Source organism: Pseudomonas sp. DG56-2, from assembly GCF_004803755.1.
Taxonomy (GTDB): Bacteria; Pseudomonadota; Gammaproteobacteria; order Pseudomonadales; family Pseudomonadaceae; genus Aquipseudomonas; species Aquipseudomonas auratipiscis.
Window position 1 is genome coordinate 3,789,002 of sequence record NZ_CP032311.1, and the last position, 14,597, is coordinate 3,803,598.

The 14,597-nt window shown below is 58.7% G+C and carries 14 protein-coding genes; 12 read left to right on the forward strand and 2 right to left on the reverse strand.

The window, feature by feature from the left end:
- Positions 1 to 59 precede the first annotated feature (59 nt).
- Positions 60 to 1,316: an NADP-dependent isocitrate dehydrogenase gene (gene icd, locus D3Z90_RS17195; RefSeq protein ID WP_136477164.1), complete on the reverse strand. Its 1,257-nt coding sequence runs from the start codon at positions 1,314 to 1,316 to the stop codon at positions 60 to 62.
- 420 nt (positions 1,317 to 1,736) lie between these two features.
- On the opposite strand from icd, the gene D3Z90_RS17200 reads away from it, so the two are divergent.
- The 8 genes from D3Z90_RS17200 (at position 1,737) to D3Z90_RS17235 (ending at position 10,433) form a co-directional block, all read left to right on the forward strand.
- A complete protein-coding gene (locus tag D3Z90_RS17200) occupies positions 1,737 to 3,962 on the forward strand; it encodes an NADP-dependent isocitrate dehydrogenase (protein WP_136477165.1) in 2,226 nt (741 codons plus the stop codon).
- A 151-nt stretch (positions 3,963 to 4,113) separates the two neighbouring features.
- Entirely contained in the window at positions 4,114 to 4,548 is a 435-nt protein-coding gene (locus D3Z90_RS17205) for an NUDIX hydrolase (protein WP_136477166.1), read from the forward strand.
- A 70-nt stretch (positions 4,549 to 4,618) separates the two neighbouring features.
- The gene (mnmA, locus tag D3Z90_RS17210) at positions 4,619 to 5,740 is read left to right on the forward strand and encodes a tRNA 2-thiouridine(34) synthase MnmA (protein WP_136477167.1); all 1,122 of its coding nucleotides are present in this window, start codon (positions 4,619 to 4,621) and stop codon (positions 5,738 to 5,740) included.
- The gene (gene hflD / locus D3Z90_RS17215; protein WP_136477168.1) at positions 5,740 to 6,360 is read left to right on the forward strand and encodes a high frequency lysogenization protein HflD; all 621 of its coding nucleotides are present in this window, start codon (positions 5,740 to 5,742) and stop codon (positions 6,358 to 6,360) included. Before mnmA ends, hflD begins: the two co-directional genes overlap by 1 nt.
- Before the next feature lie 172 nt (positions 6,361 to 6,532).
- Positions 6,533 to 7,903 carry an adenylosuccinate lyase gene (gene purB, locus D3Z90_RS17220; RefSeq protein ID WP_136477169.1) on the forward strand — a complete coding sequence of 457 codons (1,371 nt, stop codon included), beginning with the start codon at positions 6,533 to 6,535 and terminating at the stop codon, positions 7,901 to 7,903.
- Between the two features lie 82 nt (positions 7,904 to 7,985).
- A complete protein-coding gene (locus D3Z90_RS17225; protein WP_136477170.1) occupies positions 7,986 to 9,152 on the forward strand; it encodes a cupin domain-containing protein in 1,167 nt (388 codons plus the stop codon).
- Complete coding sequence (locus D3Z90_RS17230; RefSeq protein ID WP_136477171.1) at positions 9,145 to 9,579, forward strand: GNAT family N-acetyltransferase; 435 nt, start codon at positions 9,145 to 9,147, stop codon at positions 9,577 to 9,579. Before D3Z90_RS17225 ends, D3Z90_RS17230 begins: the two co-directional genes overlap by 8 nt.
- An 89-nt stretch (positions 9,580 to 9,668) precedes the next feature.
- Positions 9,669 to 10,433 carry a secretin N-terminal domain-containing protein gene (locus D3Z90_RS17235; RefSeq protein ID WP_136477172.1) on the forward strand — a complete coding sequence of 255 codons (765 nt, stop codon included), beginning with the start codon at positions 9,669 to 9,671 and terminating at the stop codon, positions 10,431 to 10,433.
- A gap of 302 nt (positions 10,434 to 10,735) precedes the next feature.
- Here D3Z90_RS17235 and D3Z90_RS26965 read toward each other — a convergent pair whose 3' ends face one another.
- Complete coding sequence (locus D3Z90_RS26965; protein WP_218571407.1) at positions 10,736 to 10,924, reverse strand: hypothetical protein; 189 nt, start codon at positions 10,922 to 10,924, stop codon at positions 10,736 to 10,738.
- On the opposite strand from D3Z90_RS26965, the gene aceA reads away from it, so the two are divergent.
- From aceA to D3Z90_RS17255, 4 genes are all read left to right on the forward strand, one after another.
- Positions 10,923 to 12,248 carry an isocitrate lyase gene (gene aceA, locus D3Z90_RS17240; RefSeq protein WP_107025575.1) on the forward strand — a complete coding sequence of 442 codons (1,326 nt, stop codon included), beginning with the start codon at positions 10,923 to 10,925 and terminating at the stop codon, positions 12,246 to 12,248. The two genes, D3Z90_RS26965 and aceA, sit on opposite strands and share 2 nt — an antisense overlap.
- Positions 12,249 to 12,432: 184 nt before the next feature.
- Positions 12,433 to 13,095, forward strand: coding sequence for a lysoplasmalogenase (locus D3Z90_RS17245; RefSeq protein ID WP_136477173.1), 663 nt, complete (start codon positions 12,433 to 12,435; stop codon positions 13,093 to 13,095).
- Between the two features lie 358 nt (positions 13,096 to 13,453).
- Positions 13,454 to 13,867 carry an NADH-quinone oxidoreductase subunit A gene (locus tag D3Z90_RS17250; RefSeq protein ID WP_028944238.1) on the forward strand — a complete coding sequence of 138 codons (414 nt, stop codon included), beginning with the start codon at positions 13,454 to 13,456 and terminating at the stop codon, positions 13,865 to 13,867.
- Positions 13,868 to 13,877: 10 nt separating this feature from the next.
- Positions 13,878 to 14,555, forward strand: a complete 678-nt coding sequence (locus tag D3Z90_RS17255; protein ID WP_010220398.1) for an NADH-quinone oxidoreductase subunit B — start codon at positions 13,878 to 13,880, stop codon at positions 14,553 to 14,555.
- Positions 14,556 to 14,597 lie beyond the last annotated feature (42 nt).

The window sequence follows — 14,597 nt, forward strand, 5'->3', positions numbered from 1 at the left end:
ACAGCACATAGAAAAAGCCGGTCCGTTCGTGCGAAGGGGCCGGCTTTTTATTGCCTTGCTTACATGTGCTTGATCATTGCCTCACCGAAACCGGAGCTGCTGACCAGCGTGGCGCCATCCATCAGGCGCTCGAAGTCATACGTCACAGTCTTGGCGGCAATGGCGCCGCTGGTGCCCTTGATGATCAGATCGGCGGCTTCGGTCCAACCCAAGTGACGCAACATCATCTCGGCCGAGAGAATCACCGAACCCGGGTTGACCTGGTCCTTGCCGGCATACTTGGGCGCGGTACCGTGGGTGGCTTCGAACATTGCCACGGTGTCGGACAGGTTGGCGCCCGGCGCAATGCCGATACCGCCTACTTCTGCAGCCAGGGCGTCGGAGAGGTAGTCGCCGTTGAGGTTCAGGGTGGCGATGACATCGTATTCAGCCGGACGCAACAGAATCTGCTGGAGCATGGCATCGGCAATCGCATCCTTGACGATGACCTCACGACCGGTTTTCGGGTTCTTGAACTTCATCCACGGGCCGCCATCCAGCAGCTCGGCGCCAAATTCGTTCTTGGCAACCTCATAGCCCCAGTCTTTGAAGGCTCCTTCGGTGAACTTCATGATATTGCCCTTGTGCACGATGGTCAGCGACTCGCGGTCGTTGTCCACTACGTATTGCAGGGCCTTGCGCACCAGGCGCTGGGTACCTTCCTTCGACACCGGCTTGATGCCGATACCGCAGTCCTGGTCGAAACGGATCTTGGTGACGCCCATTTCTTCCTTGAGGAACTTGATGACCTTATTCGCCTCGGGCGAACCGGCTTTCCATTCGATGCCGGCATAAATGTCTTCGGAGTTTTCGCGAAAGATCACCATGTCGACGTCACCCGGCTTTTTCACCGGGCTTGGCACACCCTGGAACCAGACCACAGGACGCAGGCAGACATACAGGTCCAGTTGCTGGCGCAGGGCCACGTTGAGAGATCGAATACCCCCGCCAACCGGCGTGGTCAGCGGCCCCTTGATGGAGACGACGTAATCCTTGACCGCATCCAGGGTTTCCTGTGGCAGCCAGGTATCCTGGTCATACACCTGGGTGGCCTTTTCACCGGCATAGACTTCCATCCAGGAAATCTTGCGCTTGCCCCCATAGGCTTTTTCTACAGCAGCATCGACCACTTTGATCATGACGGGACTGACGTCTACGCCAATGCCGTCGCCTTCGATGAACGGGATGATCGGATTATCAGGAACATTGAGAGAATGGTCCGCATTGACGGTGATTTTGTCGCCGACTGCCGGAACCTTGATTTTCTGGTATCCCATGCTGCACTCCGTTTTTTTTGGTGTGGTACGTCATCTGGATCCCCAGAGCGTACCCCAGTTGCACGGCAACGGGAACCATGGTGGCAAATGCACCATTTTGGGGCTGATGCGCCTACATCTTTGGTCTAAAAAAGCCGTTGTTACACGTTGATCTTGATGATTACGACCAAGGATTTGGTATACTCCGCCGGTGACCAAAGGGTCACTGGGGCAAACCGTCTGAAACGCGACCCCGACTTGATTGGTTCGACCTGACTGAACTGTTACCGCAGTCCAGCCGTTTGACACTCGACTGATGCAATCCACCATCACTGCACAGAACCCTCGACCTTCTGCTCATAGATGTGTCTGAGCGAAGCGCCTACCCTGCGCACTTCGAGATTCTGCGCACGCTCAGCAAAACAGAGAGTTAACCCGAATATGCCCACCCGATCCAAGATCATCTACACCTTCACCGACGAAGCCCCTGCCCTCGCCACCTATTCACTGCTCCCCATCGTCGAAGCCTTTACCGCTTGCGCCGACATCGCCGTAGAAACCCGGGACATCTCTCTGGCCGGCCGCATCCTTTCTGCCTTCCCCGAACAGCTCGGCGCCGACAAGCAAGTGGCCGACCATTTGGCAGAACTGGGCCAACTGGCTACTACGCCAGAAGCCAACATCATCAAGCTGCCTAACATCAGCGCCTCGGTACCGCAGCTCAAAGCCGCAATCAAGGAACTACAAGCCAAGGGCTTCAACGTTCCCGACTACCCTGAAGCTGCTACCAGCGACGCCGAAAAAGAAGCCAAGGCTCGCTACGACCGCATCAAGGGCAGCGCCGTGAACCCGGTTCTGCGTGAAGGCAACTCCGATCGCCGCGCCCCACTGTCGGTCAAGAACTACGCTCGCAAGCACCCACACAAGATGGGCGCCTGGGCTGCAGACTCCAAATCCCACGTGGCCCATATGAGCCAGGGTGATTTCTACGGCAGCGAGAAAGCCGCGCTGATCGAAGCCGATGACAACCTGCGCATCGAGCTACTGGACAAGAACGGCAACACGACCGTTCTGAAAGAAAAAACCGCGGTCAAGGCCGGCGAAATCATCGACTGCGCGACCATGAGCACCAAGGCACTGCGCGCATTCATCGCCACCGAAATCGAAGATGCCAAGGCCAAGGGCGTACTGCTGTCGGTACACCTGAAAGCCACCATGATGAAGGTCTCCGACCCAATCATGTTTGGCCAGATCGTTGCCGAGTACTACAAGGACGCGCTGAGCAAGCACGCCGCCGTACTGGAACAGATCGGTTTCAACCTGAACAACGGTATCGGCGACCTGTACGCCCGTATCAAAGACCTGCCCGCTGAGCAGCAGGCGCAGATCGAAGCGGACATCAAAGCCGTCTACGACGTACGCCCTGCCCTGGCCATGGTCAACTCCGACAAGGGCATCACCAACCTGCACGTGCCAAGCGACGTTATCGTCGATGCATCGATGCCAGCGATGATCCGTGACTCGGGCAAGATGTGGAACACCGAAGGTCAGTTGCAAGACACCAAGGCGGTGATTCCGGATCGCTGCTACGCGACCATCTACCAGGCCGTTATCGAAGACTGCAAGCAGCATGGCGCCTTCGATCCGACCACCATGGGCAGCGTACCGAACGTTGGCCTGATGGCGCAGAAAGCCGAAGAATACGGTTCGCACGACAAGACTTTCCAGGCCAAGGTCGACGGCGTAATCCGCGTAGTTGACGGTAAGGGCAACCTGCTGCTGTCCCAGGACGTCGAAGCTGGCGACATCTTCCGCATGTGCCAGACCAAAGACGCCCCGATTCAAGACTGGGTCAAACTGGCTGTAAACCGTGCCCGCGCCAGCAATACTCCGGCACTGTTCTGGCTCGATCCGCAGCGCGCCCACGACGGCGTTCTGATCGAGAAAGTCCAGCAGTACCTGAAAGACCACGACACTGCCGGCCTGGACATTCGCGTCCTGTCACCTGTCGACGCCATGAAGGTTTCCCTGGAGCGCATCCGCGCCGGCCAGGACACCATCTCGGTAACCGGTAACGTGTTGCGCGACTATCTGACCGACCTGTTCCCGATCATGGAACTGGGCACCAGCGCCAAGATGCTGTCGATCGTACCGCTGATGAACAACGGCGGCCTGTTCGAAACCGGCGCCGGCGGTTCGGCACCGAAGCACGTACAGCAACTGGTTGAAGAAAACTTCCTGCGCTGGGATTCGCTGGGTGAGTTCCTGGCCCTGGCCGCCTCCCTGGAGCACCTGGGCACTGCCTACGCGAACCCGAAAGCCAAGGTACTGGCGGCGACCCTGGATCAGGCCACTGGCCAGTTCCTGGACACCAACAAGTCCCCGGCTCGCAAGGTCGGCGGCATCGACAACCGTGGCAGCCACTTCTACCTGACCCTTTACTGGGCCCAGGCGCTGGCTGCACAGAGCGACGACGCCGCACTGCAAGCGCGCTTCGCCCCACTGGCAAAAGCCCTGGCCGAGAACGAAGCGACCATCGTCGCCGAACTCAACGCCGTTCAGGGCAAGCCGGCCGAAATCGGTGGTTACTACTACCCAGACGCCGAGCTGACCAGCAAAGTGATGCGCCCAAGCCAGACGCTCAACAGCGCGATTGCCGCACTGTAAGCGAAGCAGCTTGATGCAGTAACAAAGAACCCCGGCCACGCACCGGGGTTTTCTTTAGCTGCAAGCTGTAAGCCACAAGAACGAGCACTCCTGCCCCACCTCTACGTGTGGCTTACAGCTTGCAGCTTACAACCAAGGGAGAGATTCAACCGTGCGACCCCATATCACTGTCGCCACTATCGTTGAAGACCAGGGCCGCTTCCTCATGGTCGAGGAGTTCAAGGCTGGCAAGCACGTGTTCAACCAGCCCGCAGGCCATCTTGAAGCCAACGAAAGCCTGCTCGACGCCGCCCGCCGCGAAACCCTCGAAGAGAGCGCATGGGAAGTCGAACTCACCGGCATCGTCGGCATCTACCTCTATACAGCCCCAAGCAACGGCGTAACCTACCAACGCGTCTGTTTTGCCGCGCGGCCGCTCAAGCACCATCCGCAGCGCCCTTTGGACAGCGACATTGTTCGTGCTGTCTGGCTGAGCCGCGACGAGCTGCTGGCAATGCCCGAGCGCTGGCGCAGCGAGTTGGTGCCACGCTGCATCGACGACTACCTGGCCGGACCGCTGCACAGCCTGACCTTGATCCGCGACTGACAGTGACGATGCCTTGAAGGCCACGGCCTGATAGAATCGCCGTCTTTTTCCAGATACACAGCCGGTACCTATGACCAGTCCAGCACTTTACGAACCCGAAAAGTCACGCGTTATTGTCGGCATGTCCGGCGGCGTGGACTCTTCCGTCTCCGCCCTCCTGCTGATGGAGCAGGGCTACCAGGTGGAAGGCCTGTTCATGAAGAACTGGGAGGAAGACGACGGCACCGAATACTGTACCGCCCGCGAAGACCTGGCCGACGCCCAGGCTGTGTGCGATCGCATTGGTATCAAGCTGCACACCGCCAACTTCGCCGCCGAGTACTGGGACAACGTGTTCGAGCACTTTCTGGCCGAATACAAGGCCGGTCGCACGCCGAATCCGGACATCCTGTGCAACCGTGAAATCAAGTTCAAAGCCTTCCTCGATTATGCCCTGATGTTGGGCGCCGACCTGATTGCGACGGGTCACTATGTGCGTCGTCGCGACACTGACGGCCGCACCGAGCTGCTCAAGGGCCTGGACCCGAACAAGGACCAGAGCTATTTCCTGCACGCTGTCGGCGGCAAGGAAATTGCCCGGACACTGTTCCCGGTTGGCGAGCTGGAAAAACCCGAAGTGCGCGCCATTGCCGAAAAACACGGCCTGGCCACAGCAAAGAAGAAAGACTCTACCGGCATCTGCTTTATTGGCGAACGTCGCTTCAGTGACTTCCTCAAGCAGTACCTGCCTGCGCAGCCCGGTGAGATCCAGACCACTGAGGGCGAAGTGATCGGTCGCCATCACGGCCTGATGTATCACACCATCGGCCAGCGCCAGGGCCTGGGCATTGGCGGCCTCAAGGACGCCGGTGACGAGCCGTGGTACGTGCTGGAAAAAGACCTCGAGCGCAACGTGCTGGTGGTGGGTCAGGGTAATGAACACCCGTGGCTGTTTTCCCGCGCCCTGATGGCTTCGGAAATTTTCTGGGTAAACCCGATAGACCTGACCAGCCCGCGCAGACTCACCGCCAAGGTACGTTACCGCCAGAGCGATCAGGACTGCACCCTGGAACTCAGCGAGAGCGGTTATCGCGCCGTGTTCGATGAACCGCAACGCGCCGTCACCCCCGGCCAGTCCGTGGTGTTCTACGATGGCGAAATATGCCTGGGCGGTGGCGTGATCGAATCGGCCGAGCCGTGGAGCAGCCACTGATGAGCTCGATTCAGGAGCAGTTGATCGCCTTGGGCGGCGTATTCCAGGCCGCGGTTCTGGTTGACCGCATTGCCCGCACCGGCCAGGCCAGCGAGGCCCACCTGGGTTGCATGCTTGGCAGCCTACTGGTTCGTGATCCACAGAACACCCTGGAAGTGTTCGGCGGCGACGATCTCAACCTGCGCGACGGCTACCGCGCCCTCGCCAGTGCGCTGGAACGCGACCCGGGCAGCCTGCAACGCGAGCCCCTGCGCTACGCCCTGTCAATGCTGGGCCTGGAACGGCAATTGGCCAAGCGTGGCGATATGCTCGATGCAATCGGCAATCGACTGCCACAGATCCAGTCCCAGGCCGAGCATTTCGGCCTGGTGCATGAAAATGTCATCGCTTCCAGTGGCGCCCTGTATCAAGACACCTTGAGCACCCTGCGCCAACGCATCCAGGTGCACGGCGACATGCGCCACCTGCAACAACCGAGCAATGCCTCGAAGATCCGCGCGCTACTGCTGGCCGGCATTCGTGCTGCACGCCTATGGCGCCAACTGGGCGGCCATCGCTGGCAGCTAGTGATCAGCCGACGCAAGTTGCTTAAAGAGCTTTACCCGATGCTACGTGGCTGACACCGCTTGCGCGGGGCAAGACCGCTCTCACCGAGCCTCACCCGTGGAAGCGCACCGCCTTGCGATACGACGAAAGATTTACTGGCAGACCATTGGTCAGCCACCCGACTCGGGCGCGTTTTTCATGTATGATATGCGCCCTCTTCAAAGCCTGACTGTCCGAGAACACCCCATGCAGCTTTCCTCGCTCACTGCGGTTTCCCCTGTTGACGGCCGTTATGCCGGCAAAACCCAGGCCCTGCGCCCTATTTTCAGCGAATACGGTCTGATCCGTTTCCGCGCCCTGGTTGAGGTGCGCTGGTTGCAACGCCTCGCCGCTCATCCGCAAATCGCCGAAGTTCCAGCGTTTTCTGCCGAAGCCAACGCCCTGCTCAATGGCCTGGCCGATGAGTTCGCCCTCGAACACGCCGAGCGCGTGAAAGAAATCGAGCGCACCACCAACCACGACGTCAAGGCCATTGAGTACCTGCTCAAAGAGCAGGCAGCCAAGCTGCCAGAACTGGCCAAGGTCAGCGAGTTCATTCACTTCGCCTGCACCAGCGAAGACATCAACAACCTGTCCCACGCCCTGATGCTGCGCGCCGGCCGTGATGACGTGCTGTTGCCGTTGATGCGCCAGATCGCCCAGGCCATCCGTGAACTGGCCCACCGCTTCGCCGACGTGCCGATGCTGTCGCGCACCCACGGCCAACCGGCCTCGCCGACCACCCTGGGTAAAGAGCTGGCGAACGTTGTCTACCGCCTCGAGCGCCAGATCGCACAAGTCGCTGCCGTACCGCTGATGGGCAAGATCAACGGCGCCGTAGGCAACTACAACGCCCACCTCTCGGCCTATCCGCAGATCGATTGGGAAGCCAACGCCCGCGCCTTCATCGAAGACGAGCTGGGCCTGGTGTTCAACCCGTACACCACCCAGATCGAGCCGCACGACTACATCGCCGAGATGTTCGATGCGATCGCTCGCTTCAACACCATCCTGATCGACTTCGACCGCGATATCTGGGGCTACATTTCCCTGGGTTACTTCAAGCAGCGCACTATTGCAGGTGAAATCGGTTCCTCGACCATGCCGCACAAGGTCAACCCGATCGACTTCGAAAACTCCGAAGGCAACCTGGGTATCGCCAACGCCCTGTTCCAGCATTTGGCCAGCAAGCTGCCGATTTCGCGCTGGCAGCGTGACCTGACCGACTCCACCGTGCTGCGCAACCTGGGTGTTGGTTTCGCCCACAGTGTCATCGCCTACGAAGCCAGCCTCAAGGGCATCAGCAAGCTGGAAATCAACACCCAGCGTATCGCCGAAGACCTGGACGCCTGCTGGGAAGTACTGGCCGAGCCAATCCAGACCGTCATGCGTCGCTACGACATCGAGAACCCATACGAGAAGCTCAAGGAGCTGACTCGTGGCAAAGGCATCAGCCCTGAAGCGCTATTGACCTTCATCGATGGCCTGGACATGCCAGCCGAAGCGCGTGCCGAGCTGAAGAAGCTGACACCCGCGTCCTACATCGGTAACGCCGTCGCTCAAGCCAAACGCGTCTGATCTACGCCTAACGCGTAAACGCCCGGCTCAGCCGGGCGTTTTTATTACCGAAAGAAAATTACTTTTTTTCAATAGGTTACACATGAATCCTGATACTCCACTGCAGTTGTTAGGCGGCCTCACTGCCCGCGAATTCATGCGCGACTACTGGCAGAAGAAACCCCTGCTGGTGCGCCAGGCCTTTACCGACTTCGAAAGCCCGATCGACGCCGACGAACTGGCCGGCCTGGCCCTCGAAGAAGAAGTCGAATCGCGCCTGATTATCGAGCACGGCGAGCGCCCCTGGGAACTGCGTCGCGGCCCATTCGAGGAAGACACCTTCAGCACCTTGCCTGAGCGCGACTGGACCCTGCTGGTGCAGTCGGTGGATCAGTTCGTGCCGGAAGTGCACGAGATGCTCGAGCACTTCCGCTTCCTGCCAAGCTGGCGCATCGACGATGTGATGATCAGTTTCGCCGCCCCCGGTGGCAGCGTCGGCCCACACTTCGATAACTACGACGTGTTCCTGCTGCAAGGCGAAGGCAAGCGCAACTGGAAAGTAGGCCAGATGTGCGACAGCGACAGTCCGCTGCTGGAGCACGCCGACCTGCGCATTCTGGCTGAATTCGAGCAAAGCGAAGAATGGACCCTGGAACCGGGCGACATGCTCTACCTGCCACCCCGCCTGGCTCACTACGGCATCGCCGAAGACAACTGCCTGACTTACTCGGTAGGCTTCCGCGCCCCTAGCGCCGCCGAAGTGCTGACCCACTTCACCGACTTCCTCAGCCAGTTCCTGCCGGACGAAGAACGCTACAGCGACGCCGATGCGCAGCCCGTCAGCGATCCGCACCAGATCCAGCACGACGCCCTGGACCGCTTGAAGAACCTGCTGACCGAGCACATGAGCGACGAGCGTCTGCTGCTCACCTGGTTCGGCCAGTTCATGACCGAGCCGCGCTACCCTGAACTGGTCAGCGGCGAGCCATTGGACGAAGCACAACTGATCGAAAGCCTGGCCCAGGGTGCAATCCTTATCCGCAACCCGAGTGCTCGCCTGGCCTGGTCGGAAGTCGACGACAACCTGCTGTTGTTCGCCAGCGGCCAAAGCCGCCTGCTGCCGGGCGACCTGCGCGAGCTGCTGAAGCTGATCTGCGCCGCCGACGCGTTGCATATTGAAAACCTTGAGCAGTGGCTTGAAAGCGATCAAGGCCTTACATTGATCTGCGAGCTGGTCAAACAAGGAAGCTTGGGGTTTGCCAATGAATAAAATCCGCGTTCGCCTCGCCGATTGGCACAAAGACAACGCTGACATCCGCCGTATCCGTGAAGCCGTATTCATTGCCGAGCAATGCGTGCCGCCCGAACTGGAATGGGATGCCGACGACGACAGCGCCGTACACTTCCTGGCAATGGAAGGCGACTACGCCATCGGCACCGCACGCCTGCTGGGCGACGGCCAGATTGGCCGAGTGTCGGTACTCAAAGACTGGCGCGGCCTGAAGGTCGGCGATGCGTTGATGCAGGCGGTGATCGTCGAAGCGCAGCACCGCGATCTGAAGCAGCAGATGCTCAGCGCCCAAGTACAGGCTACGCCGTTCTACGAACGCCTTGGCTTCAAGGTGGTAAGCGAAGAGTTCCTCGAGGCGGGCATTCCGCACGTGGACATGGTTCGCGAGTCACGCGAACTGGCCTGACAGCTTATCGTGGTGCAAGCTCGCCCCCCTATGATGGGGGCGGGCCTGCACCACGATGAAGCCAGCAAAAACCCTACAAATTTGCCATCATGTCCACTCCACCCGCGGAGATCATGGACATGCCGCTACTCCCCCTTCTCGCCTCTCTTCTCCTGTCGTTCAGCCTCAGCGCGCTAGCCGCTACGGAAGTCCTGCCACTGAGCCACCGCACCAGCGCCGAGCTGCTACCCACCGCACAATCATTTCTTGGCAAAAACGGCACTGTCAGCGCCTTCGAAAACAAGTTGATCGTCAACGCCGACCCCGAACGAATCGATGACCTGCGCGCGTTACTTGCGCAACTGGATACTGCGCCGCGCCGCCTGATGATCAGCGTCGACAACAACGACAGCAACTATCAGGACAATCGCGGCAATGCTCGCGTTATCCGCTACGGCACCTCGAACCGCGAAGGCGGCCTGCAGCAGGTGCAGGCAACCGAAGGTAGCCCTGCACTGATTCAGGTTGGCCAGAGCATTCCCGTTACCAGCACTAGCACCGACGGCTACGGCCGGGTTCAAAGCGACACTGAATATCGCAACGTTACCCAGGGTTTCTATGTCACGGCCAGCGTCAACGGTAATAACGTCAGCCTGAGCATTAGCACCAACAATGACCGCATGAGCCTGGAGCGTCCCGATGTAGTGAAGGTTCAAAGTACCGACACAACGGTCAGTGGCAAGCTTGGTGAATGGATAACCCTGGCCGGGGTCAACCAGCAGAGTCAGGCCGAACGTAGTGCTTCAGCCATTTCCTACAGCACACAGCGCGGTGAAAACATGACTTTACGGGTAAAAGTCGATGCTTTGGACTGAGGCCGCGCAGATCAAGGCTTCGACCAACAGCCTCGGAACTGACTGATGGGTCGTATTAGACAAAAGATGTAGTGGTGATAAAAAAGCACTACAAAACATTTGACGACCTCATTTGGTATAGGCATGATGGCCCCGCTCCCGCTAATCAGAGGCCCTGCAAAAGGCCTTCGAGCCGCGCTCTAACCTACCCACCTGAGCCGACTCGTGTCTGTACAGCCCACAAGGCAGTTTGACGAGATTGCGACTGGAACGAAGTTGTCCCGAGGGACGGAAGCGCATCAAAAGGCACCCGGCAGTACTGTTCAATGCAGTTCGGCAACCACGAGCCACCCTGCAACGAATACCTGACCCAAGCCTGCTCGCTTCCCCGCTTCGAGCACCATCGTTCGACCGTCGCACATTTCGCTGAACATGACTTGCGCCAGGCTTCTGATCTGCGCTGTGTGAGCGAGAATTTTTTCCAAGACCGATGCGACGAGGTTTATTTCCATGGCACTGACACGCGAACAGCAAATTGCAGCCCTCGAAAAAGACTGGGCCGAAAACCCGCGCTGGAAAGGCGTGACCCGTACCTACACCGCCGCTGATGTCGTACGTCTGCGTGGCTCGGTCCAACCTGAGCACACCCTGGCCCGCATGGGTGCTGAAAAGCTGTGGAAGCTGGTCACTCAAGGTGCACACCCGGCCTTCCGTCCAGAAAAAGATTTCGTCAACTGCATGGGCGCCCTGACCGGTGGCCAGGCTGTTCAACAGGTGAAGGCCGGCATCCAGGCTATCTACCTGTCCGGCTGGCAAGTGGCTGCCGACAACAACTCGGCCGAGTCCATGTACCCAGACCAGTCGCTGTACCCAGTAGACTCGGTTCCAACTGTAGTCAAGCGCATCAACAACTCGTTCCGTCGCGCCGACCAGATCCAGTGGAAAGCAGGCAAGAACCCAGGCGATGACGGCTACATCGACTACTTCGCTCCAATCGTGGCTGACGCCGAAGCCGGTTTCGGCGGCGTCCTGAACGCCTACGAGCTGATGAAGAACATGATCGAAGCAGGCGCCGCCGGCGTTCACTTCGAAGACCAACTGGCATCGGTTAAAAAATGCGGTCACATGGGCGGCAAGGTTCTGGTGCCAACCCAGGAAGCCGTACAAAAGCTGAGCGCTGCGCGTCTGGCTGCCGACGTTGCCGGCGTACCGACCATCATTCTGGCCCGTACCGACGCCAACGCCGCTGACCTGCTGACCAGCGACTGCGACCCTTACGATCAGCCATTCGTAGTTGGCGAGCGTACCCAGGAAGGTTTCTACAAGGTACGTGCCGGTCTCGACCAAGCCATTGCCCGCGGCCTGGCCTACGCGCCTTACGCTGACTTGATCTGGTGTGAAACCGCCAAGCCAGACCTGGACGAAGCCCGTCGTTTCGCCGAAGCGATCAAGAAGGAATACCCAGACCAGATCCTGTCCTACAACTGCTCGCCTTCTTTCAACTGGAAGAAGAACCTGGACGACGCGACCATCGCCAAGTTCCAACGCGAACTGTCGGCCATGGGCTACAAGCACCAGTTCATCACTTTGGCCGGCATTCACAACATGTGGCACGGCATGTTCAACCTGGCGCACGACTACGCCCGCAACGACATGACCGCCTACGTGAAACTGCAGGAACAAGAGTTCGCTGACGCTTCCAAAGGCTACACCTTCGTGGCCCACCAGCAGGAAGTCGGCACCGGCTACTTCGACGACATGACCACTGTGATTCAAGGTGGCAAGTCTTCGGTTACCGCGCTGACCGGCTCCACCGAAGAAGAGCAGTTCCACTGATTAGTGGGCAATTGCTGAAATTCGGGTAGCAGATGAAACCCGGAGCCTGTGATGGGGCTCCGGGTTTTTGCTTATTCAGCAACGTCACACAGGCTCCACGAAGCCCGCTGATTCGGCCGATTCGGCACTTCCTTAATAATCCGCATTGGCTATCCTAGGGGCACGACAACACCAAGGATCGGTCATGCCCCGCCCTCTCACGCTTCTCTGCCTGGCCCTGCTCGGCGCCGCCTTCTATCTATATGCACTGGCCAGCGACAACGCGCTACTCGGCCTGGCAGTCAAACCGATTCCCGTCCTCGCCCTGATCGCCTGGCTGTATGCTGCCGAACCTGGCCGCTACCGTCGCTGGATAACCGTGGGCCTGGCATTCTCACTGCTGGGCGACGTGCTCCTGGCCGTACCGGGCGATCTGTTCGTGTTCGGCCTGGCAGCCTTTCTGTTCGCCCACCTGGCCTACCTGCGCGCCTACCTTAATGAAGCGCGTCAAATGGCGACCTGGGCACTGGCCATTTCACTGATTGTCGGTGCGGCGCTGCTGACGCTTCTGATCAGCCACGGGCTCGGAGAATTGCTGACTCCGGTAACGGTCTACGCACTGGCTATCAGCGCCATGCTCTGGCGCGCCCTGGCTTGCGGCGGTATCGCGGCATTGGGAGCGATAGCCTTCGTATTTTCCGATAGCTTGATAGGCATCGATCGCTTTGTCGGGCATTTCGAAGCTGCCCCCTATCTGATCATCCTCGCCTACTGGCTTGGACAATGGGCGATCGCAGCTTCGGTCTACACTAATCGGGGGACAAAAACCTTGATCCAGACCCCGGCACGCCAGGATAAATTCGGTTAAAACACCGGGGGTAAAAACTTGCAGGTGATGCCAATGCCGCACAACTTTGTAGTTGACCTTAACAGTAGGACGAATTGCATTTCTGCAAATGATATTAATTATCATTACGAAGTTGAGAGTTCATTACGCGATGCAAGAAACATAATTAACAAAACCCGAGACAATGCCCGTCCCATGCGGCCTGCAGCGAGTTACGCAAGTTTTTTGTTCTTAATCTTACGAATAAATTTGCTGCAGAAATTTTACTTGCACCGGGTTTACCCATAAAATCAGCACGATAGATTCCGCTGCGACATATCGTCACTGCTTTACTACTTTCCAAGCCGCAGAGACAGGTCTCTGTATAAGGATTTTCAGCATGCCCGATTCGACAGGACTCATCGCCCACAACTGGGGCTTTGCCATTTTCCTTTTGGGTGTCGTTGGCCTCTGCGCCTTCATGCTCGGTCTGTCCGCTTTGCTCGGCAGCAAGGCATGGGGCCGCAGCAAGAACGAACCCTTCGAATCCGGCATGCTGCCTACTGGCGGCGCCCGCTTGCGCCTGTCAGCCAAATTCTATCTGGTCGCGATGCTGTTCGTGATCTTCGATATCGAAGCCCTCTTTCTCTTTGCATGGTCTGTGTCCGTCCGCGAAAGCGGCTGGACCGGATTCGTCGAAGCTCTCGTTTTCATAGCAATTCTGTTGGCAGGCCTTGTCTACCTATTCCGAGTGGGGGCACTTGATTGGGCTCCGGAAGCTCGTCGTAAGCGGCAAGCGAAGCTGAAACAATGAGGCTTTGGCAATGCAATACAATCTCACCAGAATCGACCCGGATGCTCCCAACGAGCAATATCCAATCGGAGAGCGGGAAACCGTCTCCGATTCGCTGCTAGAGGACCAGGTCCACAAGAACATCTTCATGGGCAAGCTCGAAGATGTTCTCAGTGGTGCGGTCAACTGGGGGCGTAAAAACTCCTTGTGGCCCTACAACTTCGGCCTCTCCTGCTGCTACGTGGAAATGACCACGGCCTTTACGGCGCCTCACGACATCGCCCGCTTCGGTGCGGAAGTCATTCGGGCATCGCCGCGTCAGGCCGACTTCATGGTTATCGCCGGTACCTGCTTCATCAAGATGGCGCCGATCATCCAGCGCCTGTATGAGCAGATGCTTGAACCCAAGTGGGTTATCTCCATGGGTTCGTGCGCCAACTCCGGTGGCATGTACGACATCTATTCGGTCGTTCAGGGGGTCGACAAGTTCCTCCCCGTGGATGTCTATGTGCCCGGCTGCCCGCCTCGCCCTGAAGCCTTCCTGCAAGGCCTGATGCTGTTGCAGGAGTCGATTGGCCAGGAGCGTCGTCCTCTTTCATGGGTTGTCGGCGATCAAGGCATTTACCGTGCCGAGATGCCGTCGCAGAAAGAGCAACGCCGTGAACAGCGCATCCAGGTCACCAACCTGCGCAGCCCCGACGAAGTCTGATCCAGCGACCTGTTGCCTGCGCATGCGCGACAGGCAGCCTGG

Bases quoted from the DNA above. Each gene is read 5' to 3' on its own strand.
- hflD (WP_136477168.1), top strand. From the start codon at position 5,740: ATGAGCTCGATTCAGGAGCAGTTGATCGCCTTGGGCGGCGTATTCCAG.
- D3Z90_RS17200 (WP_136477165.1), top strand. From the start codon at position 1,737: ATGCCCACCCGATCCAAGATCATCTACACCTTCACCGACGAAGCCCCT.
- D3Z90_RS17250 (WP_028944238.1), top strand. From the start codon at position 13,454: ATGCCCGATTCGACAGGACTCATCGCCCACAACTGGGGCTTTGCCATT.
- D3Z90_RS17255 (WP_010220398.1), top strand. From the start codon at position 13,878: ATGCAATACAATCTCACCAGAATCGACCCGGATGCTCCCAACGAGCAA.
- D3Z90_RS26965 (WP_218571407.1), bottom strand. From the start codon at position 10,924: ATGGAAATAAACCTCGTCGCATCGGTCTTGGAAAAAATTCTCGCTCAC.
- aceA (WP_107025575.1), top strand. From the start codon at position 10,923: ATGGCACTGACACGCGAACAGCAAATTGCAGCCCTCGAAAAAGACTGG.
- icd (WP_136477164.1), bottom strand. From the start codon at position 1,316: ATGGGATACCAGAAAATCAAGGTTCCGGCAGTCGGCGACAAAATCACC.
- D3Z90_RS17235 (WP_136477172.1), top strand. From the start codon at position 9,669: ATGTCCACTCCACCCGCGGAGATCATGGACATGCCGCTACTCCCCCTT.
- D3Z90_RS17225 (WP_136477170.1), top strand. From the start codon at position 7,986: ATGAATCCTGATACTCCACTGCAGTTGTTAGGCGGCCTCACTGCCCGC.
- D3Z90_RS17230 (WP_136477171.1), top strand. From the start codon at position 9,145: ATGAATAAAATCCGCGTTCGCCTCGCCGATTGGCACAAAGACAACGCT.
- mnmA (WP_136477167.1), top strand. From the start codon at position 4,619: ATGACCAGTCCAGCACTTTACGAACCCGAAAAGTCACGCGTTATTGTC.
- D3Z90_RS17245 (WP_136477173.1), top strand. From the start codon at position 12,433: ATGCCCCGCCCTCTCACGCTTCTCTGCCTGGCCCTGCTCGGCGCCGCC.
- purB (WP_136477169.1), top strand. From the start codon at position 6,533: ATGCAGCTTTCCTCGCTCACTGCGGTTTCCCCTGTTGACGGCCGTTAT.